At 66.9% G+C, this 25764-nt stretch carries 33 protein-coding genes and 1 pseudogene; 22 read left to right on the top strand and 12 right to left on the bottom strand.

Going from position 1 to position 25764, the window contains the following annotated elements; genetic code table 11:
- Positions 1 to 101 precede the first annotated feature (101 nt).
- The 5 genes from SROT_RS16835 to SROT_RS14400 all read left to right on the top strand — a co-directional run bounded on the left by SROT_RS16835 (position 102) and on the right by SROT_RS14400 (position 2572).
- On the top strand, positions 102 to 278 hold the full coding sequence (locus tag SROT_RS16835) for a hypothetical protein (protein ID WP_013139755.1): 177 nt from the start codon (positions 102 to 104) through the stop codon (positions 276 to 278).
- Positions 279 to 287: 9 nt separating this feature from the next.
- Positions 288 to 794: a cyclic pyranopterin monophosphate synthase MoaC gene (moaC, locus tag SROT_RS14415; RefSeq protein WP_013139754.1), complete on the top strand. Its 507-nt coding sequence runs from the start codon at positions 288 to 290 to the stop codon at positions 792 to 794.
- Entirely contained in the window at positions 791 to 1258 is a 468-nt protein-coding gene (locus tag SROT_RS14410; RefSeq protein WP_013139753.1) for a MogA/MoaB family molybdenum cofactor biosynthesis protein, read from the top strand. The genes moaC and SROT_RS14410 overlap by 4 nt, the downstream gene beginning before the upstream one ends.
- Positions 1255 to 1713: a molybdenum cofactor biosynthesis protein MoaE gene (locus SROT_RS14405; protein WP_013139752.1), complete on the top strand. Its 459-nt coding sequence runs from the start codon at positions 1255 to 1257 to the stop codon at positions 1711 to 1713. Before SROT_RS14410 ends, SROT_RS14405 begins: the two co-directional genes overlap by 4 nt.
- Before the next feature lie 178 nt (positions 1714 to 1891).
- Positions 1892 to 2572 (top strand): hypothetical protein, encoded by a 681-nt coding sequence (locus tag SROT_RS14400; RefSeq protein ID WP_013139751.1) that lies wholly within the window; start codon positions 1892 to 1894, stop codon positions 2570 to 2572.
- A 38-nt stretch (positions 2573 to 2610) separates the two neighbouring features.
- Here SROT_RS14400 and SROT_RS14395 read toward each other — a convergent pair whose 3' ends face one another.
- The 3 genes from SROT_RS14395 to SROT_RS14385 form a co-directional block, all read right to left on the bottom strand.
- Entirely contained in the window at positions 2611 to 3399 is a 789-nt protein-coding gene (locus tag SROT_RS14395) for a TPR repeat domain-containing protein (RefSeq protein WP_148223462.1), read from the bottom strand.
- An 87-nt stretch (positions 3400 to 3486) separates the two neighbouring features.
- Positions 3487 to 4002 (bottom strand): hypothetical protein, encoded by a 516-nt coding sequence (locus SROT_RS14390; protein ID WP_041407376.1) that lies wholly within the window; start codon positions 4000 to 4002, stop codon positions 3487 to 3489.
- A gap of 62 nt (positions 4003 to 4064) precedes the next feature.
- The gene (locus tag SROT_RS14385) at positions 4065 to 4631 is read right to left on the bottom strand and encodes an RNA polymerase sigma factor (RefSeq protein WP_013139748.1); all 567 of its coding nucleotides are present in this window, start codon (positions 4629 to 4631) and stop codon (positions 4065 to 4067) included.
- A 142-nt stretch (positions 4632 to 4773) separates the two neighbouring features.
- Here SROT_RS14385 and SROT_RS14380 point away from each other — a divergent pair, with 142 nt between their 5' ends.
- From SROT_RS14380 to SROT_RS14345, 8 genes and pseudogenes are all read left to right on the top strand, one after another.
- On the top strand, positions 4774 to 5235 hold the full coding sequence (locus SROT_RS14380; RefSeq protein ID WP_013139747.1) for an Asp23/Gls24 family envelope stress response protein: 462 nt from the start codon (positions 4774 to 4776) through the stop codon (positions 5233 to 5235).
- Positions 5232 to 5531 (top strand): hypothetical protein, encoded by a 300-nt coding sequence (locus SROT_RS14375; protein WP_013139746.1) that lies wholly within the window; start codon positions 5232 to 5234, stop codon positions 5529 to 5531. The genes SROT_RS14380 and SROT_RS14375 overlap by 4 nt, the downstream gene beginning before the upstream one ends.
- Before the next feature lie 26 nt (positions 5532 to 5557).
- Complete coding sequence (locus tag SROT_RS14370; protein WP_013139745.1) at positions 5558 to 5806, top strand: hypothetical protein; 249 nt, start codon at positions 5558 to 5560, stop codon at positions 5804 to 5806.
- Positions 5803 to 5982 (top strand): hypothetical protein, encoded by a 180-nt coding sequence (locus tag SROT_RS14365; protein WP_013139744.1) that lies wholly within the window; start codon positions 5803 to 5805, stop codon positions 5980 to 5982. The genes SROT_RS14370 and SROT_RS14365 overlap by 4 nt, the downstream gene beginning before the upstream one ends.
- A 5-nt stretch (positions 5983 to 5987) precedes the next feature.
- Positions 5988 to 6758 carry a hypothetical protein gene (locus SROT_RS14360; RefSeq protein ID WP_013139743.1) on the top strand — a complete coding sequence of 257 codons (771 nt, stop codon included), beginning with the start codon at positions 5988 to 5990 and terminating at the stop codon, positions 6756 to 6758.
- Positions 6755 to 7309 carry a hypothetical protein gene (locus SROT_RS14355; RefSeq protein WP_013139742.1) on the top strand — a complete coding sequence of 185 codons (555 nt, stop codon included), beginning with the start codon at positions 6755 to 6757 and terminating at the stop codon, positions 7307 to 7309. The genes SROT_RS14360 and SROT_RS14355 overlap by 4 nt, the downstream gene beginning before the upstream one ends.
- Before the next feature lie 222 nt (positions 7310 to 7531).
- Positions 7532 to 8011: pseudogene (locus SROT_RS17370) on the top strand (DoxX family protein); the annotation flags it as partial.
- A gap of 672 nt (positions 8012 to 8683) precedes the next feature.
- Positions 8684 to 9490 (top strand): transglutaminase-like domain-containing protein, encoded by an 807-nt coding sequence (locus SROT_RS14345; RefSeq protein ID WP_013139740.1) that lies wholly within the window; start codon positions 8684 to 8686, stop codon positions 9488 to 9490.
- 71 nt (positions 9491 to 9561) lie between these two features.
- On the opposite strand, the gene SROT_RS17320 is transcribed toward SROT_RS14345, so the two are convergent.
- The 4 genes from SROT_RS17320 to SROT_RS14325 form a co-directional block, all read right to left on the bottom strand.
- Entirely contained in the window at positions 9562 to 10347 is a 786-nt protein-coding gene (locus SROT_RS17320; RefSeq protein WP_013139739.1) for a transglycosylase family protein, read from the bottom strand.
- A 417-nt stretch (positions 10348 to 10764) separates the two neighbouring features.
- Positions 10765 to 11025 carry a MoaD/ThiS family protein gene (locus tag SROT_RS14335; protein WP_013139738.1) on the bottom strand — a complete coding sequence of 87 codons (261 nt, stop codon included), beginning with the start codon at positions 11023 to 11025 and terminating at the stop codon, positions 10765 to 10767.
- Between the two features lie 85 nt (positions 11026 to 11110).
- Complete coding sequence (gene moaA / locus SROT_RS14330; protein WP_041407374.1) at positions 11111 to 12229, bottom strand: GTP 3',8-cyclase MoaA; 1119 nt, start codon at positions 12227 to 12229, stop codon at positions 11111 to 11113.
- 35 nt (positions 12230 to 12264) lie between these two features.
- Positions 12265 to 12771 carry a flavin reductase family protein gene (locus SROT_RS14325; RefSeq protein WP_013139736.1) on the bottom strand — a complete coding sequence of 169 codons (507 nt, stop codon included), beginning with the start codon at positions 12769 to 12771 and terminating at the stop codon, positions 12265 to 12267.
- A gap of 133 nt (positions 12772 to 12904) precedes the next feature.
- Between SROT_RS14325 and SROT_RS14320 the strand changes: the two genes are divergently transcribed.
- Entirely contained in the window at positions 12905 to 13330 is a 426-nt protein-coding gene (locus SROT_RS14320; protein WP_187288095.1) for a cold-shock protein, read from the top strand.
- Between the two features lie 34 nt (positions 13331 to 13364).
- Here SROT_RS14320 and SROT_RS14315 read toward each other — a convergent pair whose 3' ends face one another.
- Positions 13365 to 13907 (bottom strand): DUF2771 domain-containing protein, encoded by a 543-nt coding sequence (locus SROT_RS14315; RefSeq protein WP_041408113.1) that lies wholly within the window; start codon positions 13905 to 13907, stop codon positions 13365 to 13367.
- Between the two features lie 4 nt (positions 13908 to 13911).
- A complete protein-coding gene (locus tag SROT_RS14310; protein ID WP_013139733.1) occupies positions 13912 to 15627 on the bottom strand; it encodes an MFS transporter in 1716 nt (571 codons plus the stop codon).
- A 63-nt stretch (positions 15628 to 15690) separates the two neighbouring features.
- Between SROT_RS14310 and SROT_RS17210 the strand changes: the two genes are divergently transcribed.
- The 3 genes from SROT_RS17210 to SROT_RS14295 are packed head-to-tail and all read left to right on the top strand — an operon-like array spanning position 15691 to position 17889.
- Positions 15691 to 16467 (top strand): DUF3027 domain-containing protein, encoded by a 777-nt coding sequence (locus tag SROT_RS17210; protein ID WP_013139732.1) that lies wholly within the window; start codon positions 15691 to 15693, stop codon positions 16465 to 16467.
- A gap of 10 nt (positions 16468 to 16477) precedes the next feature.
- Positions 16478 to 17041 (top strand): phosphatase PAP2 family protein, encoded by a 564-nt coding sequence (locus SROT_RS14300; RefSeq protein WP_013139731.1) that lies wholly within the window; start codon positions 16478 to 16480, stop codon positions 17039 to 17041.
- Complete coding sequence (locus tag SROT_RS14295) at positions 17029 to 17889, top strand: undecaprenyl-diphosphate phosphatase (RefSeq protein WP_013139730.1); 861 nt, start codon at positions 17029 to 17031, stop codon at positions 17887 to 17889. The genes SROT_RS14300 and SROT_RS14295 overlap by 13 nt, the downstream gene beginning before the upstream one ends.
- Positions 17890 to 17893: 4 nt before the next feature.
- On the opposite strand, the gene SROT_RS14290 is transcribed toward SROT_RS14295, so the two are convergent.
- Positions 17894 to 18151, bottom strand: a complete 258-nt coding sequence (locus SROT_RS14290) for a DUF2530 domain-containing protein (RefSeq protein ID WP_013139729.1) — start codon at positions 18149 to 18151, stop codon at positions 17894 to 17896.
- A 33-nt stretch (positions 18152 to 18184) separates the two neighbouring features.
- On the opposite strand from SROT_RS14290, the gene SROT_RS14285 reads away from it, so the two are divergent.
- Together SROT_RS14285 and SROT_RS14280 are read left to right on the top strand one after the other, a co-directional pair.
- A complete protein-coding gene (locus SROT_RS14285; protein WP_013139728.1) occupies positions 18185 to 19603 on the top strand; it encodes an NCS2 family permease in 1419 nt (472 codons plus the stop codon).
- Positions 19604 to 19614: 11 nt separating this feature from the next.
- Positions 19615 to 19983, top strand: coding sequence for a DUF2537 domain-containing protein (locus SROT_RS14280; protein WP_013139727.1), 369 nt, complete (start codon positions 19615 to 19617; stop codon positions 19981 to 19983).
- Between the two features lie 98 nt (positions 19984 to 20081).
- Here SROT_RS14280 and sepH read toward each other — a convergent pair whose 3' ends face one another.
- The gene (sepH, locus tag SROT_RS14275; protein WP_013139726.1) at positions 20082 to 20864 is read right to left on the bottom strand and encodes a septation protein SepH; all 783 of its coding nucleotides are present in this window, start codon (positions 20862 to 20864) and stop codon (positions 20082 to 20084) included.
- A 248-nt stretch (positions 20865 to 21112) separates the two neighbouring features.
- On the opposite strand from sepH, the gene SROT_RS15835 reads away from it, so the two are divergent.
- The 3 genes from SROT_RS15835 to SROT_RS16220 all read left to right on the top strand — a co-directional run bounded on the left by SROT_RS15835 (position 21113) and on the right by SROT_RS16220 (position 25298).
- Positions 21113 to 23749, top strand: a complete 2637-nt coding sequence (locus SROT_RS15835) for a glycohydrolase toxin TNT-related protein (protein ID WP_013139725.1) — start codon at positions 21113 to 21115, stop codon at positions 23747 to 23749.
- Positions 23750 to 23763: 14 nt separating this feature from the next.
- On the top strand, positions 23764 to 24285 hold the full coding sequence (locus SROT_RS16225; RefSeq protein ID WP_013139724.1) for a TNT antitoxin family protein: 522 nt from the start codon (positions 23764 to 23766) through the stop codon (positions 24283 to 24285).
- Between the two features lie 491 nt (positions 24286 to 24776).
- Positions 24777 to 25298, top strand: coding sequence for a TNT antitoxin family protein (locus SROT_RS16220; protein ID WP_013139723.1), 522 nt, complete (start codon positions 24777 to 24779; stop codon positions 25296 to 25298).
- Between the two features lie 15 nt (positions 25299 to 25313).
- Here SROT_RS16220 and SROT_RS14260 read toward each other — a convergent pair whose 3' ends face one another.
- Complete coding sequence (locus SROT_RS14260; protein WP_013139722.1) at positions 25314 to 25739, bottom strand: hypothetical protein; 426 nt, start codon at positions 25737 to 25739, stop codon at positions 25314 to 25316.
- Positions 25740 to 25764: the final 25 nt, after the last annotated feature.

Genomic DNA, 25764 nt, shown 5'->3' with positions numbered 1-25764 from the left:
GCCCGGCCAGGAGGCCCGCGAGCGGGAAGCCAGTCGTGAACGACTGGCCAGAAACTGGTCCGCGCTCCGCGCGCCCGGCGCCGTTCTGGCACAATGACCGCATGGGAAAAAGCGAGAAAGAGCGTTACGTCGACCCAGGCTGGCCGCAGCGCGACCACCCGGTCACCGAGCTGGCGACCGATTGGAGCGGGGCCTTGTCCCCGTTCGGCGAGACCGAGTTCCCCCTGCCGGGCGAGTCGCTGCCGTACGTGCATCCGTCCACGCAGATCAACGGCTGAGCTGATCCCGTGGCCGACCTTTCCCCGACTGCCCAACGCTCGGGAGGGGCGCCCAAGCTCACCCACCTCGACGAATCCGGGGCGGCGCGGATGGTGGACGTGTCCGGCAAAGAGCCGAGCAGGCGGCGCGCGACCGCGACCGCGACCTTCCACGCGAACAAAGACGCGCTGTCAGCCTTGGCCGATCCGCACGCGAAGAAGGGCGACGCTTTTGCTGTCGCGAGGGTCGCGGGGATCATGGCCGCGAAAAGGACTTCCGAGCTTATTCCGCTCTGCCATCAGATCGCGCTCACCAAGGTGGCGGTCTCGTTCGAGCTCGGTGGTTCCGGCGTGGGCATCGAGGCGGTCGCCGAGACCACGGATCGGACCGGCGTGGAGATGGAGGCGCTGACCGCCGTGGCAGTCGCCGGGCTGACCCTGCACGACATGGTCAAGGCCGTCGATCCCGCCTCGTGGCTCGGCGAAGTGCGCGTTGTGCGCAAAGAGGGCGGCGCGAGCGGGGATTGGTCGGTGTGACTCGCGCCAGGGTCCTTGTCGCCTCGACTCGCGCGGCCGCAGGGGCGTATGCGGACACAACGGGGCCCGTGATCGCCGGGTGGCTCCAGGAGCGCGGTTTCGACGTGGCTGTCGAGGTGGCTTCCGACGGGGCGGCGTTCGCCGAGGCGTTGCGCCTGGCTGTGGCGGCGGGGCCCGATGTTGTCATCACCACGGGGGGCACGGGGATCTCCCCGACCGACCGGACTCCCGAGGCCACCAAGGCGCTGCTGGATTACGAGATCCCTGGTCTCGCGGCGGCCATTCGCGGCGCGGGGGCGCAGAAAGTTCCCACAGCCGTGCTTTCCCGAGGCGTGGCCGGAGTGGCGGGGCGGACCCTGGTGGTGAATCTGCCGGGCTCGGCCGGGGGCGTCCGCGACGGCCTCGCGGTGCTGGGCGGGGTGCTCGGTCACGCGCTTGAGCAACTGGCAGGGGCCGACCATTGACCACGGCAGAGCACCGTCCGGGCGCCAGGATCGCGCGGACCTGGGTCGGTCAGGAGCCTCTCTCCCTGTCGGCGCACGAGGCCCTGGTGGCGCAGGCGGCGGACGGGCATGCGGGCGCGGTCGTCGGGTTCAGCGGGAATGTGCGCGACCACGACGCAGGCCGGGAGGTGTTGGCCCTCGAATACCGCAGCCATCCGACCGCCCAGCAGCGTCTCGCCGAGGTTGTGGCCGAGGTCGTGGCGGGCCGCGCGGGTGTTCGGGCGGTGGCGGCGAGCCATCGGGTGGCGCTGCTTCGCATCGGCGAGGCGGCATTGGTCGTCGCGGTGGCCGCCGACCATCGCGCCGAGGCGTTCGGCGTCTGCCAGATCTTGGTGGACGAGATCAAACGGCAGATCCCCGTGTGGAAGCGGCAGCACTTCGCGGACGGCTCGGCGGAGTGGGTCGCCGGGGCGTAGGGGTGGGGTCGTGGCGCTGGGGCGGGAGCGAAGCAGTTCGTGCTGTGCGGACGGTTCGGCGGAGTGGGTCGCCGGGGCGTAGGGGTTGCGGTGGCCGTTCGGCTCGTTGTGGAGGGGGTGGGAGAGAATGAGCCAGGTGAGGACTATGTGTGCGGCGGTGGGATCAGTGAGGCGTTGGATGGTGTTGGTTGTGGCGGTGTGCGCGGCGGCGGCTGGGTTGCCGGTTGCGGGCTTCGCGCGGGCGGACGGGGACGACGGGGGTGTTCTGGTTGACTGCTTATTGCCTGTGTCCGAGCCTCCCCGGTCTCCTCAGTTGGCGAAGGCATCAGATCCGGTGATGGTGCCTGTGAACCGGTTGGTCGGCGTGTCGTTGGGGTTGGATCAGGGCGGTGGCTGGGATTCGTCGTTCGTCAACCAGTACGGCGAGCTCGAGCAGCACAAGGTTTCGGACGACGGCTCCTCGTCGCAGGTGGTGGTCCTTGTTCTCACCGCGAGGGATCCGGCTGCGCTGCGAGCTCTCTTCGACTCGGGGCGAGGTGCCGCGAGGGCGACAGCCTTCGGGCGAAAGGGGGGAGCCACCGAAGTTATCAACGACACGGACGTTGCCGGGGGCGGCGCCCCGTCCTGGATTGTGCGCACGCGCGAGACGTCGGCATATCCTGGCCTGCTGTGCTCGGTCGAGGAGAGCACCGAGCGCGAGATCCTCTTCACCTTGGCTGAAGCTTCGTACCTGGTGATTGTCCGTGGGCTCTATCTTTGGGACCGGCTTTCCCCTGACCGGGTCGCTCCCGACTCCGATGCTGCGGACGGCACCTATGAGCATGTCCGCGACAGGTTGGCCATATATCTTGCCGGATGAGCCGCTCAACGCTCACGCCTCGCCCGGTTCCCGCCTGTTCAGGGATGCTTGAGCCGTTTGTCGGTTTCGCGGCGGTCGCGCAGGACGGCGCGGGCGAGTTCGCGAGCGAGGACCGGGGGGATCTGGTCGAGCTGCTCGTCGGCGAGGGGGTCGAGGGCTTCCGCGATGGCGCGGGCGATCTCGACGCTGCGGCGGGTCTCATGGAGGAGAAACGGGGCGCCGGGCTTTTTGTCCGACCAGCGCACGGCTGCGCCAGGGTCGTTCTCTTGGACCATGCGGTTCTGCATCCGCTCGATCTCGTCGTCCGCGCAGGAGACGACATGGGAGAACAGCGCTGCGGCGGCCTCGCCGTCGTCGGTCCACCCGAAGGCGCACAGGTCGCGCAGGAAAGCCCTGCCGTCGGGTCCGGCGATGAGGTCGTGGGCCCAAACCCGGTCGCGGCCCGCCGCGGCGAGCATTTCCTGCAACACAGCCGCGATGGTTGCCCTCGCCGTCGGCTTGCGCGACACAGTCACGGACAAGGCTGGGTTGGCGGCGATGGCGCGCAACAGGTCCGCCGCGCGCTCCAAAAGCGCGCCGTTGATGACCGAGCCCCCGTACGGAGGCTCGCCCTGTTGGTCGGCGATCCGGGCGATGCGGGACCAGTTGTCCAACCGCTCCGCCTCGATCCGGCCGTTGCGCCGCTGCTCTAAGACAGGGGCGACGACGATGACGCCCGGCGGGCGCAGCGCCGCCTGCAACGGGCCCGTCAACAGCCAGAACTCATTGTCCCCGCCACGATGGACCCATCCCTCGGGCTTCTCGTAGCGAACCGGCATGCGGCTCATCGTCTCACAGTGGCCGGTCCTTCTCGTCAGCGTCCCATGGTGTTCCCGGCGCGGCGCACGCCCGGTTTCGCGGACGCGCGATCCGCGTTAGCGAAGCGGGTCGTCCAGTTCGACGAGGTCGTCCCAGGTGAGGGTGATCGGCGGCGCTGGCGTGCCGAGTGTTTCCAAGAAGGCGGCGGCAGCCCGCTCGCGCAGCGCGTCGCCGTCGGAGAGGTAGGTGCGCTCGCGGGCGTCCGCGCCGACGGCGACAAGGTCGATGTGCACTGATGTGGGTGTCGCGTCGTGCAGTTCTATGGCGATGTCGGCCACTGCCGCCGATGCCGCAGAGGCCGGTTCGGCGAGGGCGAAGGTGAGCGTTTTCCGCAAGGCCACATGGCTGAAGGCGACGCCCGGCCTGCTGGTGTTGACCGGCCTCACTGGTCTGGGAAGCGCTGAGACCAGCTGCCCGATGGTGCTTCGCAGCTGTCGCAGCGCGGGCAGTTCCACGTCGGAGCTTTCGGGCGATGTGTCTGCGGTGAGGCCCGCGAACCGTCTGGTGGCATCGGCGATCCACTCCGTCGCTTCTGCGGCGGAGTCGTGGCGATCTCCGGCTCGGGCTCTCATCGGTTCTCTAGTCTTACGCCGCGCGGCGGGGACGTGCAAGTGTTCGGGACGGGGCGGGGGGCTCATGGGCGGAACTCCCGAAGGGCTTCGGCGAGGTGTTTGCGCGTGCGCTGCAGGTGGCCGCGCACCGAGCCTTCGGTGGTGCGCAGAATCGCGGCGATCTCCGCCAAAGGCAGCTCGTGCACCTCGCGCAGCCACCAGGCGGCGCGGGCTGGGTACGGGAGGCGGGACAACTGGCTTCTGAGCGCAGCCAGGAATTCGCCGTTGAGCACCTGCTGGCCAGGGCCAGGGCGGACGTCGGGGGTTTCAGGGATCGCGCCGAGGTCGGAGCCTGCGCCGCGTTTGCGCAGCGCGTCAATCGTTTTCCGAGAAGCGAGCGAGTACAGCCAGGTGCGGAACTGGGACCGGAAGCCGAACGTGGGCAACGCTTTCCAGGCGGCGATGAAAGTTTCTTGGACGATGTCCTCGCAGCCGGAGCGGTCCGGGTAGGTGCTTTGGACGAACCGCAAGAGCGCTCTGGCGTGCCGCGCGACCAGCGCGTCGAACGCTTCGCCGTCGCCGTGCTGGGCCCGGCGGGCGAGCAGCTCGTCAGACAGCGAGGCTAGGAGCCGGGCTTGCGGGAGCGGCATGGGGTTCTCTCGTCTCTTCACGCAACGCGTGGGGCAGATTTGTGTTCTCTCTCTCAAATCCGTGCGCGGCGTGCGCCGGGCTCCGACACAACATTGTGCCGTACAGATTCCGGCCGTTTGCAACTACGTAAAGGAGAAGCTGATGACGACAACAGAGTCCCGAGGGACGAGCGTGGCCAATGCTGCTGAGCGAACCGGCAAAAATGTGGAGCAACTCTCCGATCACGGCGTCACGACGATTGCCGACGTCGTGGTGTCCAAGATCGCGGGCATCGCCACTCGCGAGGTGGACGGCGTCTACGACTTGGGGGGCCAAGCGGCCCGTGTGGTCGGCAAGCTGCGCGAGGCGCTGCCGGGCGCTGCCAGCTTGACCCAGGGCGTCAGCGTGGAGGTCGGCGAGCGGCAGGCCGCTATCGACATCGAGATCGTTGCCGAGTACGGGATCGCCATCCATGACCTGGCCGACGGCATCCGCCGCAATGTCATCTCGTCGGTGGAGAACATGACGGGGCTCGAGGTCACCGAAGTCAACATCACGGTCCACGACGTGCATTTCAGCGATGACGACGAGCAGCCCGCTTCCGGGGAGCCGAGGGTGCAATGAGCCAGCCCGTCGCGGAAAAGGTGGACCGCCTGATCGCCGCGATCACCGCCATCGACGGCGTCGTCGGCCTCTATTCCGGCGATGTCGCAGGCCCGGCCACGCACCTGCCCGGACGGACAGTCCGGGGGGTGCGGCTGGGGCCGAAAAGCGGCCAGGTCCACGTGGTCCTCGAATTGCGCGAGGGATTGCTCGCCCTGGCGGACGACGTGCGCCGCGTCGCCAGCGACGTGGCCGGGGTGCCGGTCGACGTCGTTGTGGGCGACGTGGTGGCGCGGGATGCGGCCCAGGCCCAGTGAGCCCAGGCCCAGTGAGCGGAGTTCGAATGGATGCGCGCGCTCGCCGCGCCCGGCGGGACGCCGTGCGCCGGTTCCATCCGGACGCGGGCGGTTCCGCCGAGATGCTCATCGCCGCGCTGGCGGCCTTCGAGGAGCGCGAAACCCCTCAGGGCGCCCCGGTCCGCGCGCGGCGGACATGGCGCGGCAGGGCAGCCGTGGTCGCGAGGTCGAGCCGTCGGCGTTGGCGGCACATGACACAACAGCTTTCAAGAGCGTTCAAGGAGATAGTGCAATGAATGGGAAATACGCGTTAGCAGGGTTCTTCGGCGGGCTGTTGCTGACCATCGCGATTGTCGTCGGCGGCCTGGTCGGCTTCCTGCTGTCGGTTGTGCTCGCCGGAGCAGGGGCGCTGGTCGGGGCTCATCTCGACGGCGCGATCGACCTGACCGCTCTCGGCCGCCGCCGGAGCTGATGGCGATGGCGCAGCAAGCACCCACGCAGCCGGTCAGGGGCGTCACCCTCGTGCGCGCCCGTGCTCGTCAGCGGTTGATCGAGTACGCCGCGCTTTCGGTTCCGGAAGTGGCCGCGCACCGGGGCGCTCTGCCCCGACACACGCTTCCGTCTGCCAGCACAGAGGTCCACCGGGGGCGCAGCATCGTGGACGTGCGCGTCGCGGCGAGCTGGCCCGTGAACGGCGAGCAGGTCGTCGCCGCCGTGAGCCACGCGGTGACCAGCGAGCTCCAGCGTTCCCTGGGCGAGCGGCCCGACCAGGTCCGGGTGCGGATCGACCGACTGCACAACGAACGCACTCCGGCGCAAGTCGCCCAGGCCTACATGGACGTGCCCGCTGATCCCGGCGGCGAGCCCGAGCCCAGGCGCGGCCCCCGCGGTCTGGCCGCCGCCTCTGTCGTCGCCCTGCTGCTCGCTTTGGTCTTGATCGCCGCAGGGGTGTTGCTGCTGCGGGAAGCCGCGCTCGGCGCGGGGTGGCTTCAAGGACCGAGGCTGGTGGAAGCTGCCGCGCGGAGCGTCAGCGGCGCGCATTGGACATGGTGGACGTGGCCAGCCGCAGTCGCGGCCGGGGCGGTGGGACTTGTGCTCGTGGTCGTGGCGTTCATCCCGCGTCCGCGCACCCATGTCCTCGTCGGCGAAGGGATTTGGCTTCCCCGCGCCGCTGTGGGCCACTGGCACGACCAACAGCGCCGCGACGCCGCCGACGAGGAATCGCTGCGAGAAAGGCCCGTTCTATGACTTCCTCCGTGCGCCTGGCCGACCGGCTGCTCACCGCGTTGACCGGGTTGGTGCTGCTCGTCGGCGCGCTCTGGCTGATCGGCGACCGCGCCCTGGTCCCCATCGCGCGCCAAGCCTCCGACAGGATCGACCCTCATGCGATCGCCCGAGCTCCCCAGTGGCCGTGGTGGTCCGCGGCGCTCGCCTGCGTCGGTTTCGCTCTGCTTCTGTTCGGGCTGTGGGTTGTGCTGGCCCATGTGCGGCCGACGGCTTCGCGCCTCGGCGCGGCTGCGCGCGGCCCGATCGCCCTGGACCGGATCGCCGCTGCTGCCGCCGCCGATGTGGCCCGTCATCCACAAGTCCACAGTGCTCGGGCCGTCATTCGCGTCGAGGGCCGCGCCCCGGTGATACGCATTGTCGCCGAGCTGCCCCCGCACACCTCGCCTGCGGATATCGCTCGCCTCGCCCGCCGGTGCCGAGCCGACGCGCACGCCGCGGCGGGCCCCGACGTCGATGTGCAGTTCGTCGTCAAATACATCGGCCCCGATCACACCGACACGGCCTTGCTCTAGGCCAAGAGCGCGGGGCTCCTGGAAAGCGCCGCGTTCGGACGGGCCCTGAAAGCCTTCCCGCTCCTAGGTCTAGCCTGGTCGGTGTGGGGCGCGTGGCGGCGCTCCACAATCGCGGGCGCGCTGCCCGCGCGGATCGGAAGGGCCGAACACCAGAGATGTCAGCGCTGTGAGCGCAGTGCCGACGAAAACAACAGCGCAACGCGCATTATTTGGAGGTTTTTCATGTTGACACGGCGTATCGCCCGCCCCCTGCTCGGGTCGTTTTTCATCATCGCCGGTTCGGAGGCGGCGCGCCGCCCCAGCCCCGCGCCAGCGGCCAAGCCGTTGGTGGACAAAGCATTAGGGGCGCTGCCTGAGCCGTTGGCCCAGCGTTTGCCGCGCGATCCTCAGACCTATGCCCGCGTCAACGGGGCGGTGCAGCTCGTGGCCGGTCTTGCCCTCGCGACCGGCACACTTCCCCGTGTGTCGTCGCTGGTGCTCGCGGGCACAGTGGCGCCCGCGACCCTCGCGAGCCACGCCTTCTGGCTCGAGCAAGATCCTGAGCTCAAAGCGCTGCAAAAGGCTCATTTCTGGAAGAACGTCTCGCTTTTGGGCGGCCTTGTCATCGCCGCGATCGACACCGAGGGGCGTCCGGGCCTGTCTTGGCGCGCGCGGCGAGCCGCGAAGGACGCGGCTGCTGCCGTGGCCGCCGCGATCCCTGGCGGCTCGCAGCCCTCGTCCCTGCTGGCAGACCGCGCGCACGAGATCGCCGACAGCGCCGCGGGGCGATGGGCCGAGGTGTCTTCAGCCGGAGAGGACGCAGTGGCAGAGTGGGGCAAGAAAGCGGAGAAAGCGCAGAAGAAACTGCAGAAGCAGGCAGTGAAGCTGCGCGAGCAGGCGGAGAAGAAGGTCCCGGTGGTCATGGAGAACGCCAGCGAGCGATGGGCCGAGGTGTCCGAGGCGTTGGAAGACACGGCGGCACAGTGGGGCAAGAAGGCGCAGAAAGCGCAGAAGAAACTGCAGAAGCAAGCGCCAGTCATCATGGAAAACGCTCGCCAGCGAGGCGCCGAGCTCACCGAGATCGCGTCGCAGCGCGCGGAAGAGCTCGCCGACAGCGCCGCGAAACGGGCGGACGAGTTCGCAAGGGCCGCCGCCAAAGGCAAGGAGCAGATCGAAACTCTCGCCGTGGAGCAGAAACCGAAGTTGCGCAAGCTCTTCTGAGGCCTGCGGGGCGCCCGCCCGCAGGGGCGTTGTCGCGCGGAGCTTCTGCCCGAAGAGGCGCTGCGCGACAACGCTCCCCGGTCACATCCCTTTCCCTTCTGCCATATTTCCCATTGGCTCGGCGCTCCCGCGGCCAAGTCCAACCCCATGAAGAGCCCGTCCTAGGAGGATCGCTTGGTCACTCGCATTGTCTCAGCCCGACTCGACGTCGACGTCGTCGACAGCACGGTCCTTGAATGCCAAATCGCTGTCGCCCCGCACCCTGGCGCTCAGGTGGAAGAATCATTGTCGTTCACGCTGAACGGCAAAAACATCCAGGCCAAACAGATCCTGACCGAGCACGGCAACCGCATTCACACCTTCCCCGCCGCGCCGGGCAAACTCTTGGTCTCCTATGACGCGACCATCAAAGGCAACACGGCCCCCGCTGCCGTGCTTGAGTCGGACGCGTCGGTGTTCCTGCGCCCAAGCCGTTACGCGGAGAGCGACAAGTTCTGCGGGTTCGCCGCCGCCGAGTTCGGCGACTCCCTTGATTCCGAGGCCCTGTTGGCGAGGGTCGCGGCGTGGGTCGGCGCACGTTTGCGCTACGTGCCGGGCAGCAGCGACGCCATTGACGGCGCGGCCGACACCCTGCTCGCGGGCAGGGGCGTGTGCCGGGACTACGCGCACCTGGTCGTGGCGATGCTGCGCGCGCTGAATGTTCCCGCGCGCCTGGTCGCCGTGTACGCGCCGGGCTGCGACCCGATGGATTTCCACGCTGTGGCCGAAGCGCTCGTCAATGGCGTGTGGCGAGTGGTGGACGCGACCTGCCTCGCGCCGCGCTCCACGCTTGTGCGCGTCGCCACGGGACGCGACGCGGCGGACACCGCGTTCCTCGACAACCATCGGGGCGCGATCGTCTTGAACGAGTCGGTCGTCACAGCCGTCGTCGAGGGCGAGCTGCCGGGCGACGATCTCACGCAACTCGTCAGCATCACCTAGCGGCGGCGGGCAGCCGACAACGAGAGGGGCCCGCGCCAACTGGCGCGGGCCCCTCTCGTTGTGTCGTCGGCTTAGACGTTGTAGCCCATGTATTTCGCCGCGAGCACGAAGTCGCCGAGCGCGTCGGCTTCCACGGCTTGCGTGTCCGCCGGGGCGGCTTCGTCGCTCTGAGCCGCGTCCGCGGCGTCCAGGTCTTGCGCTTCGGGAGCGTCGGCGTCGATGTCCGCCACTGGCGCTTCCTGCTCGGGCGCTTCCTGCTCCGGGGCATCCGGCTCGTCGGCCGGGTCGGTGTCCGGGGCGGGGGCGCGGAGGTCGTTGGCTTGGCTGATCTCCAGCTCGGGGGCGATCTCCACGAAGCCTGCCGCCTGAATCGCGCCCGAGGTCGCTTTGGCCAGGGCCGGGGCGACGTGGTCGGAAATGCCGTCTTTCTCGACGTCGGCGACGGCGACGGCGTCCGGCTGGCTCTTGTTCGGCACGGGCGCCTCGCGGAACGTGGCTGATCCGAGGCCGCGGCCGCAGACCGGCCAGGCGCCTCGGCCTTGGGTGGCGAGCACGTGCTCGGCGATGGCGATTTGCTGCTCACGGGTGGCGAGGTTCGCGGCCGGGGCGTATTTGCCGCCGCCGTGGGCGAGCCAGGTCCCCGAGGAGAACTGCAGGCCGCCCTGGTATCCGTTGCCCGTGTTGATGTGCCAGTTGTTGCCTGACTCGCAGGAGGCGACGCGGTCCCACTGGTCGTCGGTCGCGGCGTCGGCGGAGCTGGCGAACCACATGCCAGCCCCGGTCAGCGCGATACCCGAAAGGGCCGCTTTGCCGGCGATACTGCCGGTGTCGCTCTGTTTGCGGTGGCGTCCGCTCATATGGTGATTTTCCTTTCCTTCCCCCGTCAGGGGATGTGGGGAGTTCGATTCCGAAGACCCAATGGCTCAGAACCCAAGGGCTCGGAGGAGCATCGTTGTGCTGTTTTCTTCCAGGGTCTCACCGTGAAACCGGGTGTGCCGGAAGAGTCCGGCCTGAGCTGACCTTAATGGTTTGCTGTGCCCAAAACACGTCTCATTAGAGATCTCTTAGAGTTCTGCGAAAAGTTTCGGATTTGCTAACTTTCAAAAAATCGGGCCATCCATCCTGGTCATCTCCGCGCTTCGGGAACTCGCCCATTTTGTTACCAAAAAGAGACTGTGACGAAGGCCATAGTGATCGAGGACGAAATCTAAGAGAGTTTTTTGTGCGAAACCACCAAAAGCCGAGGGGCCCGAGCGGGAAACCCCGACGCGGCCTTAACCGCCGGAGAAAGGCGGAAGAACATCGACGACATCGCCCGGTTCGAGCGGCAGGCGCGCATCGCGGACAGCGACGCCATTGCGCAGATAAGAGCAGGTGCACAGCACGCCAGCGAGCGCAGGCGCGGCGCGGACAAGCCCGTCGATGACATCGCGCAGCGTCTCGCCCTCCGCAAGGGGCCGCGCCGCCTCGTCAACGCCCGCCGCCTCCTCCGCGGCGGCGAAAAAGCGCACAGTGACCGTTTCGCCCGTGCTCATGCTTGTCGACCGCCTATCGCGCTGGGTGTTGGTGTGGTCGCGCTGCGGCGGTTGCCGGGGAGGCCGGACCGCGTGCTCATGCTTGTCAACCGCCTATCGCGCTCATGGGCCGCTCCGGTTGCTCAAACCAAGGCTCATCCATCCCATGCCCGGCCCGCTTCATCCATGTGGCTTGGCGCCAAAGCAACTCCACAGCAGCGTCCCCGTCCTGCTCCGCGAGCTCTGAGGAACGCAGCACAGCGCGCAGGTCGGTCTCCTCGGCGGCGAACAAGCAGTTGCGGACCTGCCCGTCCGCGGTGACCCGGGTCCGGTCGCAGTCGGCGCAGAACGGCTTGGTCACCGACGCGATCACCCCCACGCGAGCCGGTCCCCCGTCCACAAGCCACCGGCTCGCCGGAGCGCTGCCCCTCGGCGCGCGATCCGGCGTCAAACTGCGGTGACGGCCCAACGCGTCCACTATCTCATCGGCGCGGATCATCTCGGCGCGTGACCAAGAACGCCCTGCGTCGAGCGGCATCTGCTCGATGAACCGCAGTTCGAAGCCCTGAGCGAGACAGAGTTCGAGCAGCTCGACCGCGACCGCCCGCCAATCCTTGCTGTCCGCGCCGCCCTGCCCCGAGGGCCTCGCCCGACGCGTGAGGACGGCGTTCACCTTGATCGGACGAAGGCCAGCTGCCGACGCGGCGGCCAATCCGGCGAGCACATCGTGGAACCTGTCCCGCCGGGTGGACTCCGCGTACGAGACCGGGTCGGCCGCGTCCAAAGACACGTTCAGCCGGTCAAGGCCGCAGTCGGCGAGCATCTGCGCCTTCTGGCGCAAACCCAGGCCGTTCGTGGTGATGGAAAGTTCGGCGCGGGGCCGCAAGGCCGAGCACAACCGCAGGATCGTGGGCAGATCCTTGTGCAGCAACGGCTCGCCCCCGGTGAACCGAACCTCGGCGACGTGCAATTTTGTCACCGCGATGCGCACGAGGCGGACGATCTCCTCCACAGTGAGCAGATCTTCGCCGGGCAGCCATTGCATGCCCTCCTCGGGCATGCAATACGTGCAACGCAGGTTGCAGCGATCCGTGAGCGAAATCCTCAGATCCGTCGCGCGGCGCCCGAAACGGTCGAGCATCGGCCCGGTTCGGGGCATGCCGTCGAACCGGGCGTCACCGTCTCTGGGTTTCGATCCTGGGAAGCCTAATGCGACCACGGCCATTCCTCCAGGGTACGTGCCCGCACTGGCCGCGCATGTCACGCGTGCAAGGAACGGAACCGCGACGCGTGGAACACCAACGGCTCAGCGCCGACGTCGACGGCCAAGGCGCGGATTCGCAGCACAACGATATGGTGATCGCCCGCCGGGATCTCCTGATCGACCACGCACTCCAGCCAGGCGGCGGCGTTCGCCAAAAACACCGCCCCCGTGGGCGAGGCGTGCCAATGCACGTCGGCGAACCGGCTTTCGGCAGGCCCGGCCAAAGCCCGGCCGTGCGTGTGCTGATGCCCGGCCAGCACGCTCACGCCGATGCTCGGCGCGCTCTGGACCTGCGGCCACGTCTGCGATTCGTTGCGCACGCACACCGAGACCAGCGGCGGGTCAATGGACACAGAGACGAACGAACTCGCGGCGAGACCCACAGGCTCCCCGTCCAACAGACGGCACACGGCGACCACGCCGCTGGGGAAGGAGCCGTAGGCGTCGCGCAGCGCCCGAGGGTTGGCCAGATCGTCGCTGAGGTCGGCAAGGTGCAGAACCATGCGTTCAGCCTAGCCGGATTTCGCGTTTCTCTTTTCCGTGCGGAAGATCTAGACTGGCCCGGCAAGTTTTCGGTCGTCCCGTCGGCGCTCTTCATGTTCGCCCTCAGGGACCTGGAAGAGAATGGTGATGACTGTGCCCACGGGGAAGGTCAAGTGGTATAGCGCTGACAAAGGCTTCGGCTTTTTGACGCAAGAGGACGGCGATGACGTCTACGTCGGCTCTTCGGCGCTGCCCGCTGGGGTCGACGAGCTCAAACCCGGCCAGGTCGTCGAATTCGGCATGGCCGATGGCCGCCGAGGCCCGCAGGCCCTGTCGATCCGTGTGCTCTCCACCCCTTCCGTGGTGGAAGACGGCCGGGGCCGGGGCCGTTCCGACCGCGCCGAACGCTCGCTGCCCAAGCATTCCCCCGAAGAGTTGCACGGGATGATCGAAGACATGATCAAAGTTCTTGAGGCGAAGGTGCAGCCTGATCTGCGTCGCGGCAAGAGCCCGGACCGGGCGAACGGCCGCCGGGTCGCGGAAGTGCTGCGCGCGGTCGCGAAGGAGCTCGAGGGCTAAGCGCCCGTTCGTCTCCTCGCCGCGACGGTCGGCGCTACCCGCCGACCCGCACCTTCTCAAGCTGGCAGTCGTCCGTGCACACCAGCCAGGTCCCAGCCCAGAGGACATCGTCCTTCTCCGGGTCGAGCACCTGCGAAGGGGTCACGATGGACAGGGAGCGCAGCCGCCAACCGTCGCCCCTCGGCTCGATCCAGACTGCGTACGCCGCGTCGTCCTTTTTCAGGAAGGTTTGCGGCTGCGGATGGTCCACTTCGGCGCCCTTCGGGGTCTCCCGGTACCAGACCAGGTCCAAAAGCCAGCCCTTGGCGACCTCTTTCGGCACCGAGACGAGCACCCGGTCGTTCGGGCCGACCGCGATGTGCGCGGGCTGCGTCGAGCCGAGTTCGGCGACGCAATTCTTCAGATCGATGTCGCAGTACTGCAACGGCTCCACCGTTGTGTACGTCCCAGACGAGACCCACACCGAGACGGCAGGGGCCTCCTTGGGCGCGCGCAATGCCAACGTGGTCGAGACGACAGCGGTGACGACCGCGATGGCGGCGACGGCGCCGAGGATGAACGCTGGTTTCTTGAACACGCGATCAGCGTACGCGGCCCGAGTTCGGCGCCGCGCCTCCGGAGCCGGCATGCCGTGCTGTGCCTCCGGAGCCGGCATGCTCTGGCCGTTTGCCCCCGAGGTTCGGCACCAGCGACTTCCCGATGTGGCTCGCGTAGGTCTGCGCGGCTCCGACTGCCAACACGGCCGAGGCGATCAGGAACCCCCACCGCAGATCGGTCGGGGCCAAAAGCCCCGTCGCCGCTCCCATCACCCAGCTGAGCTGGAGCACGGTCTCGGATCGGCCGAAGCCGCTCGCCTGCGACTCCTCGGGCAGGTCGTCCATGATCGAGGCGTCCAACGCTGTTTTGGACAGGCAGGCGGCGAAGCCGACGACGAAGCCGGAGATCGCCGCCGTCAGGATGGTGTGGGTGAGCGCTGTGATCACGCTCATCAAGACGACGGCGCCGAGCAGGCCGAGGATGACCCGCTCGTGTTTGCCGAACGTGTTCCGGGTGCCCATCGCCGTCCCGACGAACGTGCCGACCCCCGCAGCCCCGCCGATGGCCCCGAGCGTGAGCAGCGATGTGATCCCGTCCGCATGGTGCGCTTTTGAGAAGAACGCCACATAGAGGAACAAGTAGCCGACCATCCATCGGATCGTCCCCGCCCCCCACAGCCCGGTGATGACCCCGCGCCCGAACGGGGTCTTGGCCTTCCCGAAGCCGCGCAGCGTGTCCCGCCAGCCCCTCCCGCGCCCCGAATGCTCCTCGTGATAGCGCAGCGTCGCGGGCACCTCGCCCTCAGTGATCTCCACCCAGCCGGGGATGCGCAGGCACAACCAGGCCCCGAACCCGCCGAACACAATGATGAGCAGCATCCCGCCGGGCTGGTGGAAAAGCTTGCTGGCGACGAATTCCACGACGACCGCCGCCGCGCCCCCGGCGACGGACCCGCCCAGCAGCGCGAACATGTTCAGCCGCGCGTTCGTTCGGACCAGATCGATCTCGCTGGGCAGCACTCGAGGCGTGACCGCGGCCTTGAGCAGCACGAACGACTTGCTGAGCACCATCATCCCGAGCGCGCACGGATACAGCACGAACGGGTCGTAGCGCAGGTGGCCGCTCGGCCCGTCCCAGACGCAATTCGAGGCGATGATGAGGGCGAGCAAGGCCCGGCCGACGAACGAGGCCGCGAGCGCGGCGCGGCGGCCCTGCTGGATGCGGTCCAGGAACGGGCCGATGAGCGGAGCGATCACCGCGAACGGGGCGATGTTCACGACCAGGTACAGCAGCACACGTGTCTGGCTTTCCGCTTTCGCGGCCGCGAAGAAGAGCGTTGAAGCCAGCGCGACGGCCATCGCCGCGTCGCAGGCGCTGTTGAGGATCACCGGGTAGGTCAGCGCGGCGAGCCCGGACTGGTCGGCCCCGTCCGCGTTCGCGGCCCGGCGGAACTGCGCGATGCCTTTCGACGTGAGGTCTTTGCTCTTCGCGGCCACCCGCCGGTGCAGCGGGCGGGCCTCAACGAGGCCAGGGGCGGCGGGCTGCTCCTGCTGGGGCTGCCGGAAAACCCCGCCTTGCATGATTCGGCTCGCTGATGAGGCATCGGGCGGATCCGGCAGCACGGGCGGGGCCTCGTAGCCTTGTTCGAGCGGCGCGGCGCCCTGTTGGTACGCGGACAGGCCCCGGTCGGGCGGCAGCGGGTACCGCGCTTGCCCGGGGTGCGGCTTCAGGCGACGGTCCGACCCGTTCGGCTCTGCCATTGCCACCGCCTCGTCCCTTGCCGTCTTTGCTCGGAAAACACTGTCTCACGTTATTATGGCTCAATGCTTGTGACTATGGTGGACGCTCCGGCCGACGAGGAGCTCTTGGCGCGTCTGGAACAGGCGGCGGACGCGGCGGCCGACGCGCTCAAAGCGCAGTTCGGCTCCGAGGAGCCAGCGGTGGGCGCCTATTTGGGCAGCTTGCGGGAGGGGTCGACCTCGGTCACCCATCTCTTCGAGTCTCTTCTGCCGGGTTACCGCGGTTGGCGCTGGTCGGTGGTGGTCGCTGGCTGCGAGGGGCAAGACGAGATCACGATCAGCGAATTCGCGCTCCTGCCTGGTCCGGACGCGCTCACCGCGCCGGAGTGGGTCCCGTGGGAGCGTCGTGTGCGAGCAGGAGACCTCGGGGTCGGCGACCTGCTGCCCACCCCCCAGGACGACTCGCGGTTGGTGCCCGCCCACGCGAGTTCCGGGGACGAGGACTTGGACGAGCTGATGAGCCCGATCGACACTGGCCGGTCGAGGACGCTCAGCATCTTGGGCAGGGCGCAGGCCGCCCAGCGCTGGCACGACGGCCTCTTCGGCCCTTCGGCCCCGATGGCCGTGGTCGCGCCGAAGCGCTGCTCGCACTGCGGTTTCTATGTGCCGCTGCAAGGCTCCCTGTCGGTCTCGTTCGGCGTGTGCGCGAACGAATACTCGGCGGATGGCCGTGTGGTGGACGCGAATTACGGCTGCGGCGCGCACAGCGACGTCGTCGTGGAGCCGGAAGCCGCCATCCCGCCCAAGCCCCACCTGGCCGAAGGGGTGGCCGAACTGGTCGAGGGCGTCGAGATCGAATGAGGGCCGCCAGGTGAGCGCGCCAGCTGTCGACCTTTGGGCGCATGACTGGTTCGTGGCACACCGTGTGAGCTGGCTCGACGTGGTCGAAAAAACGATCAGCCTGTTCGGCAGCACCACGACCGTGGTCGCGTTGACCATGCTGTTCGCCGCTGGCTTGGTGTGGCGCGCGCGCGAGCTGCGGCATGCCATGTATCTCGCGATGACCACGACCGTCGGCTGCGTCGTGTTGTTCTCGGCCAAGCTGCTGGTCAAACGTGATCGCCCACCGCGCGGCGAGTGGCTTGTCGACGGGCCGGGGTATTCCTTCCCCTCCGGGCACGCGCTGCTCTCTGCCGCGCTGGCCACAGCGATCTTGGTGCTCGCAGTGCGACGTGTCCAACAAATCCGGGTGTGGCCAGCCATCGTCTTGGGGGCGTTGTTCTCGCTGTTCATCGGGGTTTCGCGGCTGTACCTGGGGGTGCATTGGCTGACGGATGTGCTCGCCGGTTGGGCGATCGGCACACTCGTGGCGTTGGCCGGCGGTGTTGTCTTGTGGAGGTTCTGCCCGCCTGAGGAGGCTCCATGTCTGCGTTGACCTATGGCCAAGCCGTGGCGATCGGAATCTTGCAGGGGGTGACCGAGCTGTTCCCGATCTCCAGCCTCGGGCACTCGGTCCTGGTGCCCGCCTGGCTCGGCGGCTCATGGAACGCCCTGGTCACTGAGGGCGGCTCCGGCAAAGGCGCGCCGTACTTGGCGTTCGTGGTGGCTTTGCATGTGGCGACCGCGTTGGCGTTGTTGGTGTTCTATTGGCGCGACTACCTCGCCGTTGTCCAGGCGCTGGCGGTCTCGGCGCGCACACGCACGGTGGAGACCGCCGAGCAGCGCCTGGCCTGGCTTTTGGTCATCGCGTGCGTCCCGGTCGGCGTCCTGGGCTTGGCTTTCGAGCACCCGTTGCGGGTGTTGTTCGCGAAACCACTGGCAGCCGGGGTTTTCCTCACGATCAACGGCCTGGTTTTGGCCGGGGGCGAAGTGCTGCGCAGGCGGGCCGCGGCCCCGAGCCGCCAGATCGACCAGGTCGGCGCGGCGGGAGCCGCAGGCGTCGGCTTCGCCCAGTCTTTCGCGCTGTTGGCGGGGATCAGCCGCTCCGGGGTCACCATGGTGGGCGGTCTTCTCCGCGGGCTCAGCCACGAGGACGCGGCCAAATTCGCGTTCCTGCTCGCGACCCCGGTGATCCTCGCCGCAGGTGTGCTCAAGCTGCCCGAGCTCGCAGGCCCCCAGGGGCGGCCGATCTTGGCGCAAGCGCTCGCGGGCTCCGTGGCCGCCGCTCTTGCCGCGTACCTTTCCGTCAGGTTCTTGACCCGGTATTTCCACACCCACACGCTCGTGCCGTTCGCTGTGTACTGCCTCGTCGCGGGCGGTTGCTCCGTGGCCCGTTTTGTTTAGGCGCTCATCGCAGCCCGCGTTGCGCGGTGCGGTCGCCGCGCCGCGCCGCGCGGCGTTGGCTGAGGAACAGCGCGAAACCGAGCGCGCCAACGACCAGTCCGGCGAGACAGGTCTGGCCCCAGCCCGCCCAATGCCCCGTGGCGAGCGAAACGGCCAGCCCGACGAGCCACGCAACGCTCAGCGCGCCGACGAACGGGGTCGGATCGCGCAGAGCCGCCGGGAGGGCCGCCGGACACGCGCGCTCGATTTCCTCCTTTGCCATGCGACGACCCTACTCTGCGGTTAAGGTCAGCGCATGAGCACGCCCGCAGCACTCGACCGTTTCTTCGGGATCACCGCGCGAGGTTCCACTCTCGCGACCGAGCTGCGCGGCGGCGCGGTCACCTTCGTCGCGATGAGCTACATCGTCGTCCTCAACCCGCTCATCCTCGGGGGCAAGCCGGACGTTCTGGGGCACTCCCTCCACATCGACCAGGTCGCGGCGGTGACAGCATTCGTCGCGGGCGTGATGTGCGTGCTCTTTGGGCTTGTTGCGAATTACCCGTTCGCGTTCGCGACAGGGCTGGGCATCAACGCGCTCCTCGCGACGAGCGTGGTCGTGAAGGTCAGTTGGCCGGAAGCCATGGGCCTCGTGGTCATCGAAGGCCTGCTCATTGTGCTGCTCGGGGCGACTGGTCTGCGCACGGCGGTGTTCCATGCGATACCGCCAGAGCTGCGCGCCGCGATCACGGCGGGAATCGGCTGTTTCATCACGCTCATCGGCCTCGTGGACGCGGGTTTTGTCCGTCGGGTCCCCGACTCGGCGCAGACCTCCGTCCCGGTGGGCCTGGGCATCGGCGGGTCCATCGCCAGCCTGCCGACCTTGATCTTCGCTGTCGGATTGGGGTTGATGGCAGTGCTCGTGACGCGCAAGGTGCGCGGAGCCATCGCCATCGCCATCGCCGTGATGACCCTTGTCTCGTTGCTCGCGCAGGCGGTGGCGAAGCTCGGACCGGGGCCCAAAGGCTGGGGTTTGACCGTTCCGGCTCCGCCGAAGGCCGCGTTCTCCGTGCCGGACCTGTCCCTATTGGGCCAATGCAGCGTCCTGGGCGTGTTCCACCATATGAGCGTCCTCGCGGCGGTGCTTCTGGTGTTCACCTTGCTGCTCGCGAATTTCTTCGACGCGATGGGCACGATGGCCGGGCTGGGCAAACAGGCGGGGCTCATGCGCCCGGACGGCACGTTGCCGAACCTTGGCCGCGCGCTCACCGCGGAGGGGTTCGGCGCGGTCGCGGGAGGTCTCGGTTCCTCCTCGTCGAACACCGTGTTCGTGGAGTCCGCGACCGGCATCGGCGAAGGCGCGCGCACGGGCCTGGCCAACATCGTCACCGGGTCCCTGTTCTTGTTGGCCATGTTCCTCACCCCGCTGTACAAGGTGGTGCCCGTCGAGGCGGCCACCCCTGCGCTGGTCGTCGTCGGCGCGATGATGATCGGGAACGTGCGGGAGATCGACTTCACGAAGTTCGAAGTGGCGCTGCCCGCGTTTTTGACGATTGTGACGATGCCGTTCACGTACTCCATCGCGGACGGGATCGGGGTCGGGTGCATTGCCTGGGTGTTGACCCGCGCCGGTGCGGGGAAGCTGCGGGAAGTGCATCCCTTGCTCATGGTGGTCGCAGTGGCGTTTTTGGTGAACTTCGCAGCGGGCCCCATCCAACAGCTCCTGGCCCTATGATGAGGTCCAGTATGGTTGCAGAGCAAACGCCGCACGAGCCGTCCGCCTCGCACGATCACGCTGCTCCGGACGGCTTCGAGGGGGAGCTGATCGAACCTGACGTGGTCCCGGTCGGTTTCGCCCTCGCGATCTACTCCGCGGCGGTCACCGCCGTTGTGGTCGTCGCGGTGACCCGGGGGCTTCTCGCGTTGCAACTCGCTTTCCCCATCGGGATCGCCCTCGCCCTCGTCGTGAACATCGGCGTGACCGCGGGGGTGATGCCCGCGATGCAGGTGTGGCGGCGCGTTCCGGTGCTGCGCTGGTTGGTGTGGGGCAGCTGGGCGGGCGCGTTCGTCGGTTGGGCGCTGGTGATCGTCCTGGCTGCGCTCGACGCGATGTGAGCGGTTCTCGGCTGGCGGTCTGCTGCGTTCTGGAACTCGCGCGCCGGTGCTGATTGCCGCGGCCCTGACTGCTTCAGGAGGGGGCGCTCAGAAGGGCGTCAGGAACCGGAACGGACGCCCAAGAGCACTTCGTCCCAGGACGGCAGCGCGGGTTTGCGGCCTTTTTTCCCCGCCGGATGGTTGTCCGTGGGGGGATGCTCAAGCTTCGGGGCCTCGGGCTCCGGCGTTGCCGCTTGCTCGTGTGGGGCGCGGGGCTCCTCGTTCTTCGGCGGTGTTGGCTTCTGCGGAGCCACAGCGCGCAGCGCGCGTGCTTTTTCCGGCTCGATGATCGCGGCCGCGTGCTCGTCGAGCGCGGTCACGGTCCCGCCGTGCGGTCCTGGGAAGAACTGCCAATGCGCGGTGTTGTGCGAACGGCCGACTTTCCACCGCAGCTGCACCAGCCACGCCCCGTCCCGCCGCCACGCGTCCCACACAGCGGCCTCCGGGTCGTGGCCCAGACTGGTCAGCCGGGCCGAGACCAGCTGTCCGAGCGTGTGGGATTGTTCCGACCGGGCCGGGTACGCCGATGCGGCGAGCCCGGCGACGCGGGAGCGCTCCAACAGCACAGGGCCCGCGAAACGGCGGACGCGCTCCACGGAGACGTCCGAGTTCGCCGCGACGTGCTCGACAGTGGCTCCGGCGCGGATGCGGGCCTGGATCTCCCGCGGCGACAACGCGCCTTCTGCCTCCATGTGCAGCTGCCCGAGCTTCGGGCGGTCCCCGTTCGCCGCCGCGCGCAACGTCGCGTCCACCGGCACCGAGAACTGCTCCCCGTCGTGCGGGTCTTCGAGCAGCACATTCTCCCCGCCTGGTTCGAGGCCGACCACCCGTAACGCGCGCATATCGCCTCCTCAGGTGTCGTTCGTCTCGTGGCGAACCCGCTTACGGGCTCGTCTCGACAGAGTAACGCCCCCGTGATCCAATGTTCCGCAGACACGCTGGGTTCCGCAGACACGCTGGCCGAGCACAGCAATCCAAACTCGATGGAACCGCGCGCGCGTTGGGCGCGTCATACTTAGGGAAAGCGTCGGCCCGGTCCGGCGGAAACGCCGTCCAGTTCTCGGACGGGACGGTTGGTGAGGAGCAGTTCATGGGCCACGGCCATGGCGGCATCAAAGCGAAAGCGCAGCAGTCGGCGAACGACATTGACGCGAAAGGCGACAAGGCCAAATCCACCGACCCGGAGGCCGAGGTCGGCGTCGACGCGATGGACATGGGGACGATCGACCCCTTCCAGATCCTTTCCGGCCTTGTTCTCAATCTGATCGAGGCACACATCCCCCCGGTGAAGCATTGCTTGGACGTGGTGACGGTGAACGAGGGGGCCGCGCGCGCCCAGGCCGACCTCTGGAAGTCGCAGATCCCGGGCGAGCTCCTGGGTCAGCACGGCGACATGCTGTCGGTCGCGGCCGGCGTCGCCGCGAACTGGGCGAGCAGCGGGGACGACACAGCAGCTTCGGTCGAGTTCTTGGCCCGGCATGCGGCCTTGCAGGAGCTGATCCGCGCGGTGTCCAAAGCATGCCAAGGCGTGGGCTGGCTGATCGAGAAGGCCACGGATCTGATGGTGAAGGTCCGCGACAAAATCAAGCAGTGGATCGCCGAACTGTTCGCGAAGATCATGGAGCGCGCCATGATGGCGCTCGCGACCAGCTGGATCCCCTTTGTGGACGTGGCCACCACCGCTGAGTTCGTCATCGAGTCCGCCATCCGCATCGCGGCCTTCATCCAAGAGGCGTACGCCCTGTTCCAGCAGGTGAAGAGCGCGCTCAACAACGCCAAGCAGGTCTTGGCGGACGTGAAGGACGGCATCGACCAGATCCATGACATCCTGGGCGCGATGGGCGTCGACGTGCCAGCGCTCACCGCTTTGAGCAAAGGCGTCGAGGCGATCTCCGAGCCGATCAACAAGGCTTCTGAGTTCGCAGACGGTGTGGACGACAAAATGGGTCAGACCGCGAACAGCGTCGGCGAGATCGCAGGGGCGGTCAACCAGATCAAAGGCAAAAAGCCCGGCCTCACATCGCCCCGCGGCGGACATGAGCAAGGCGCGGGCGGCTCTCACGAGCAGGGCGGCGGCCGCGCCTCCCCGCAGGCTCCCCAAGGCGGCGGCTCCCCCGCGCCCTGGCATCAGGGCGGATCGAAGCCTCAGCCAGGCGATTCCGCCTGGCAGCATGGCCCAGGCGGCGGGTACAAAGGTTCCGCCGGGGCCGCGAAGCCCTTGCCCCATGTCGACGGCAAACCCGCAGACCCCCGCCAATTCGCCGCAATGGCGAGCCAAGGCAAGTCCGATCGCGCCGCTGGCGCGGGCCATCGCGTTGGTGCAAGCACGTCCGCACAGGGCGGCGCTGGCGCGGCGAGCCATGCCAGCACGGGCCCTCAGCACCATTCGGGCGCCGGATTGTCAGCCGGAACGCATCTCGGTGGCGCAGGGGCGGCTTCTGCTGGGACGCACTCGATGGGCGCCGCGCCTGTGGCAGAGCGCCAAAGCGGCGCAGCTTCAGGACCGCAGCCAGTCCGCGATCACGGCAGCACGCCCGGCGGCCAAGGCGCGGGGTCTCATGGGACGACCGCGACGACGTCCGGCGGCCAAGGCCCGCACGGCGCACAGCACCACCCCGGCCCGGGTTCCACTGGCTCAGGCCCGGCTGGCCCAGGCTCCGCTGGCCCAGGAACAGGAGCCTCCCGCGATCCGAGCGGCAGCGGCGCAGGCGGCGGCCGCGCTCCGCATCTCTCCCCGTCTGGCTCGACCGGACACGATCCGGCCAAATCCGCGCACACCGAGGCCAAGCCCCCAGGCTCTTCGGCTGCCTCTGAGCACAGCGGCAAGCCTGCGCACACCGAGGCGAAAACCCCGAGCGGACCGAGCGCCGCAGGTGCCCACCATGACCAAAAGCACGCGGAGCAGAAGCATGTCGAGGCCAAGCCCGCTGGCGCCTATCACGATGACAAGCACGCCACGGCAGGGCATCAGCATCACGACGACAAGCACGTTCCGTCTGGGCAAACGCCGGGCGCTGGGCATCATGACGACCACAAGCACGCGGCTGGTTCACATCAGACTGGCGAGCGTCATGAAGCGCACCTTGGCCACCGCGAGGATCCTGTGCATAGCCATGAGCAAAGCGGTGATGGCTGGCACCGTCTTCCGGATGATGCTCCTCATCCGGAAGAGACTCCGCATGGGGTTCCGCTGAAACACCACTGGGAATCCGATTCGCATCCTCGCCATAATCCGGAGACAGCCAAATTAGTGGCGGACAAGCATGAGCCTTATGGGCATCACCCAGATGGGACTCCGTACACAAAGTCAGAATACGATGAGCGTTTCAATAAACTTGGCCCTCAAGGACAACACTGGCAAGCGTATCCTGAAAACGCGGGTGCCGCCCCTGGGTCAAGGGTTCAGTACGACAGTATGCGCGCTGTGATTCGTGATTATGGTTCAGATGTTGATCGAATTGGGCCAACTACAGGAAAGTATCTCGGGGTTATGCATGACGGAGCGCCCGACTCTTTTGAAAAACGCAGCCTTCCAGTTGCTTCTCTCAATGAGTCCTATCATAAGTACGAGCTGACTGGCGACCTCCCTCCAAAGTGGACAGTGGAGATTGCTCGGATAGCTCCTGCCTTTGGCCGGAATGGTGGAGGGGTGCAAATGCTGGTCAGAAAAAGCGACGGCGGAGAAGCCAGTATTGAGGATCTGCTAGAATCAGAAGTTCTGAGATAAGGTTAGAGGTAGCGATGGCAGTTTTAGAGATATCGGCAGAGCTGACAGAGTGGGCAAAACTTGGAAACTGGTCTTTGACGCCATGCAACGATTCTGGCGAAGCTATCTTCTGGAATACGGGCGGTGAGATCAGGCTCTACATTAAAGCACGGGAAGACGGTTGGGTTTTTCTTTCTCGAGCAGATCGTGCCGAGCACGAACGACAATTCCTGATTTCGTCGGCTTCTATGCAGGTTCTTGAGAGATACTTATGGGGTTTTTTCGCTATCGATATTCGCGGAGTGAGAGATCTCGGCGACTTGAAGCTTCCGTTTAAGTTGGAAGATATTGCTCCAGGTTATAAGTTGATTGAGGGGGATTCTCCCGAGGAGCGCATTCTCTTGGATCCGCAGCAGAATCCGATCGCCAAGACTGGCGACGATATAACAGACATAGGGAAACTCGTGAAGGTATCCAGGTATCTTTCAGTTCCGCTAGAAGCTCTGCAAGCCTCTTTTCTCTCGCCAGACGGGAAGCCCCTGTTCTCGCTTCGCTGATGCCCTCATTCCTCGTCGGATGTGTCTGCCCCCGAGGCTTTCGCGGAGGCTTTGGGTTTTTAGATGCGGCGCAGTGGTACTATGGGTTGTCGCATATAGAACAATGTGGGAGTGCCATCAAGGAGTCGCCTGATGTCCACTACAGTCTGGAACATGATCAACAACATGATGTTCAGGATGTGGGCAACCATGGGATGAACAGCCATGACGCAAGCCTCGACTACCATGAGGATCCAAGTTCGCGGCCATGAACGGAATGGCAATGGCTGGGAGTGAGGGCTCGACGCTAGCGGCCCGCACAAGTTTCGGGCCCATGGGCAAGATTATGGAGATCCCTTGGATGAGCATGGGTTCGCGATCGACCATTCTCGGAGAGCTATCGAAAATGGGCGCAATCAGGAACTGATTTGAGATCCTGATGGTCGATGGGGGCGTGACGAGCATGGCGTACCTGTGTCGGTCGGAAAACTTGAGGAATTGGAGATCTTGTGATGGGAACTATTGTCTTCGATCCGGATTTAATCGAATGGGCACGCCGCACCTCTTGGGATTTCACCCCTTCGGATGGATCTGGCGAAGCGGTGTTCTGGTCGGTGCCGGAAGGTGAAACTCGATATGGAATCAAGACCGCACCCCATGGTTGGTTCGAGGTGGCGAAGACGAGTCGCGACGGGGAACGCCATGTGGAATTTCTAGCTGCGGCAACCGATACTGTGGCCCGGTATTTTTGGGGCGAGTTCGGCAAAGATGTTCGGAACAAGGCGGAGTTGCCCAGGCTGAGTTTCCCAAAAAATGAACAGGATATTTCTCCCGGCTATAGTCTGAGTCGGCGCGGGGAAGCGCTGGAACTCATTGGCCCCCATCAAAATATTCTTGCAAGAGGCGAGGCCGGGATCCTTGACGTGATGCGATTCGTGCAACTTTCGCATTTGCTGAATTCTTCAGTCCAAGAGATCAAGGCATCTTTCCTGAATCCGCAGGGCGGGCCTTTGTTTGAACTTTATAGCCGGTGAATTTCGCCAGTTTCGTCATCCCTCGTCGGCTGTGTTCGGCTGTCCGAGGCTTTCGCGGAGGCTTTTGAGCTTTTCGGCTGCGGCGTGGTGCAGTGCCGCTTGGCGGGCTTCTTCGTTGGCCGCTGGCGCTGACTGGTCGAAGACCTCCTGTCCGGCAAGGCTTGCGGCGATGCGTTGTCGCACGTAGGACAACGTGGGTGTGCCGTCAGGGGTGTAGCCGTCGGGGACCGTCGCGTTGTCGCGCGCCCGAGGGGAGGCTCCGGGCCTGTCAGCGGCGTCGGGGCGCACGGGAGCCTCGTCCACCGCTTCGGCGTCGACAACCTCAAAAGGCTCAGGTTGCTCGGCTAGAATGTCGAGTTCGCGCCCAGGCTCGCCGCCCTCAGGGCTTGTGGTCGCGTCGAACGGACGGTCTGCTGGGGTTTCGGCGTCACGACCGGGCAAGCGGGCCTCCTGTTCGCAGTGGGCG

Origin of the sequence: Segniliparus rotundus DSM 44985 (assembly GCF_000092825.1) — a bacterium.
GTDB lineage: Bacteria > Actinomycetota > Actinomycetes > Mycobacteriales > Mycobacteriaceae > Segniliparus > Segniliparus rotundus.
This window is presented reverse-complemented; position numbering and strand designations above follow the sequence as displayed.

Coding starts and splice junctions, on each gene's coding strand:
- SROT_RS14355 (WP_013139742.1), top strand. CDS start 6,755: ATGACTTCCTCCGTGCGCCTGGCCGACCGGCTGCTCACCGCGTTGACC.
- SROT_RS14285 (WP_013139728.1), top strand. CDS start 18,185: ATGAGCACGCCCGCAGCACTCGACCGTTTCTTCGGGATCACCGCGCGA.
- SROT_RS16835 (WP_013139755.1), top strand. CDS start 102: ATGGGAAAAAGCGAGAAAGAGCGTTACGTCGACCCAGGCTGGCCGCAG.
- SROT_RS14390 (WP_041407376.1), bottom strand. CDS start 4,002: ATGAGAGCCCGAGCCGGAGATCGCCACGACTCCGCCGCAGAAGCGACG.
- SROT_RS14360 (WP_013139743.1), top strand. CDS start 5,988: ATGGCGCAGCAAGCACCCACGCAGCCGGTCAGGGGCGTCACCCTCGTG.
- SROT_RS16225 (WP_013139724.1), top strand. CDS start 23,764: ATGGCAGTTTTAGAGATATCGGCAGAGCTGACAGAGTGGGCAAAACTT.
- moaA (WP_041407374.1), bottom strand. CDS start 12,229: ATGGCCGTGGTCGCATTAGGCTTCCCAGGATCGAAACCCAGAGACGGT.
- SROT_RS14325 (WP_013139736.1), bottom strand. CDS start 12,771: ATGGTTCTGCACCTTGCCGACCTCAGCGACGATCTGGCCAACCCTCGG.
- SROT_RS17210 (WP_013139732.1), top strand. CDS start 15,691: ATGCTTGTGACTATGGTGGACGCTCCGGCCGACGAGGAGCTCTTGGCG.
- SROT_RS15835 (WP_013139725.1), top strand. CDS start 21,113: ATGGGCCACGGCCATGGCGGCATCAAAGCGAAAGCGCAGCAGTCGGCG.
- SROT_RS17320 (WP_013139739.1), bottom strand. CDS start 10,347: ATGAGCGGACGCCACCGCAAACAGAGCGACACCGGCAGTATCGCCGGC.
- SROT_RS14290 (WP_013139729.1), bottom strand. CDS start 18,151: ATGGCAAAGGAGGAAATCGAGCGCGCGTGTCCGGCGGCCCTCCCGGCG.
- SROT_RS14400 (WP_013139751.1), top strand. CDS start 1,892: ATGGTGTTGGTTGTGGCGGTGTGCGCGGCGGCGGCTGGGTTGCCGGTT.
- SROT_RS14335 (WP_013139738.1), bottom strand. CDS start 11,025: ATGAGCACGGGCGAAACGGTCACTGTGCGCTTTTTCGCCGCCGCGGAG.
- SROT_RS14370 (WP_013139745.1), top strand. CDS start 5,558: ATGGATGCGCGCGCTCGCCGCGCCCGGCGGGACGCCGTGCGCCGGTTC.
- SROT_RS14295 (WP_013139730.1), top strand. CDS start 17,029: ATGTCTGCGTTGACCTATGGCCAAGCCGTGGCGATCGGAATCTTGCAG.
- SROT_RS14385 (WP_013139748.1), bottom strand. CDS start 4,631: ATGCCGCTCCCGCAAGCCCGGCTCCTAGCCTCGCTGTCTGACGAGCTG.
- SROT_RS14375 (WP_013139746.1), top strand. CDS start 5,232: ATGAGCCAGCCCGTCGCGGAAAAGGTGGACCGCCTGATCGCCGCGATC.
- SROT_RS14380 (WP_013139747.1), top strand. CDS start 4,774: ATGACGACAACAGAGTCCCGAGGGACGAGCGTGGCCAATGCTGCTGAG.
- SROT_RS16220 (WP_013139723.1), top strand. CDS start 24,777: ATGGGAACTATTGTCTTCGATCCGGATTTAATCGAATGGGCACGCCGC.
- SROT_RS14310 (WP_013139733.1), bottom strand. CDS start 15,627: ATGGCAGAGCCGAACGGGTCGGACCGTCGCCTGAAGCCGCACCCCGGG.
- SROT_RS14280 (WP_013139727.1), top strand. CDS start 19,615: ATGGTTGCAGAGCAAACGCCGCACGAGCCGTCCGCCTCGCACGATCAC.
- SROT_RS14365 (WP_013139744.1), top strand. CDS start 5,803: ATGAATGGGAAATACGCGTTAGCAGGGTTCTTCGGCGGGCTGTTGCTG.
- sepH (WP_013139726.1), bottom strand. CDS start 20,864: ATGCGCGCGTTACGGGTGGTCGGCCTCGAACCAGGCGGGGAGAATGTG.
- SROT_RS14395 (WP_148223462.1), bottom strand. CDS start 3,399: ATGAGCCGCATGCCGGTTCGCTACGAGAAGCCCGAGGGATGGGTCCAT.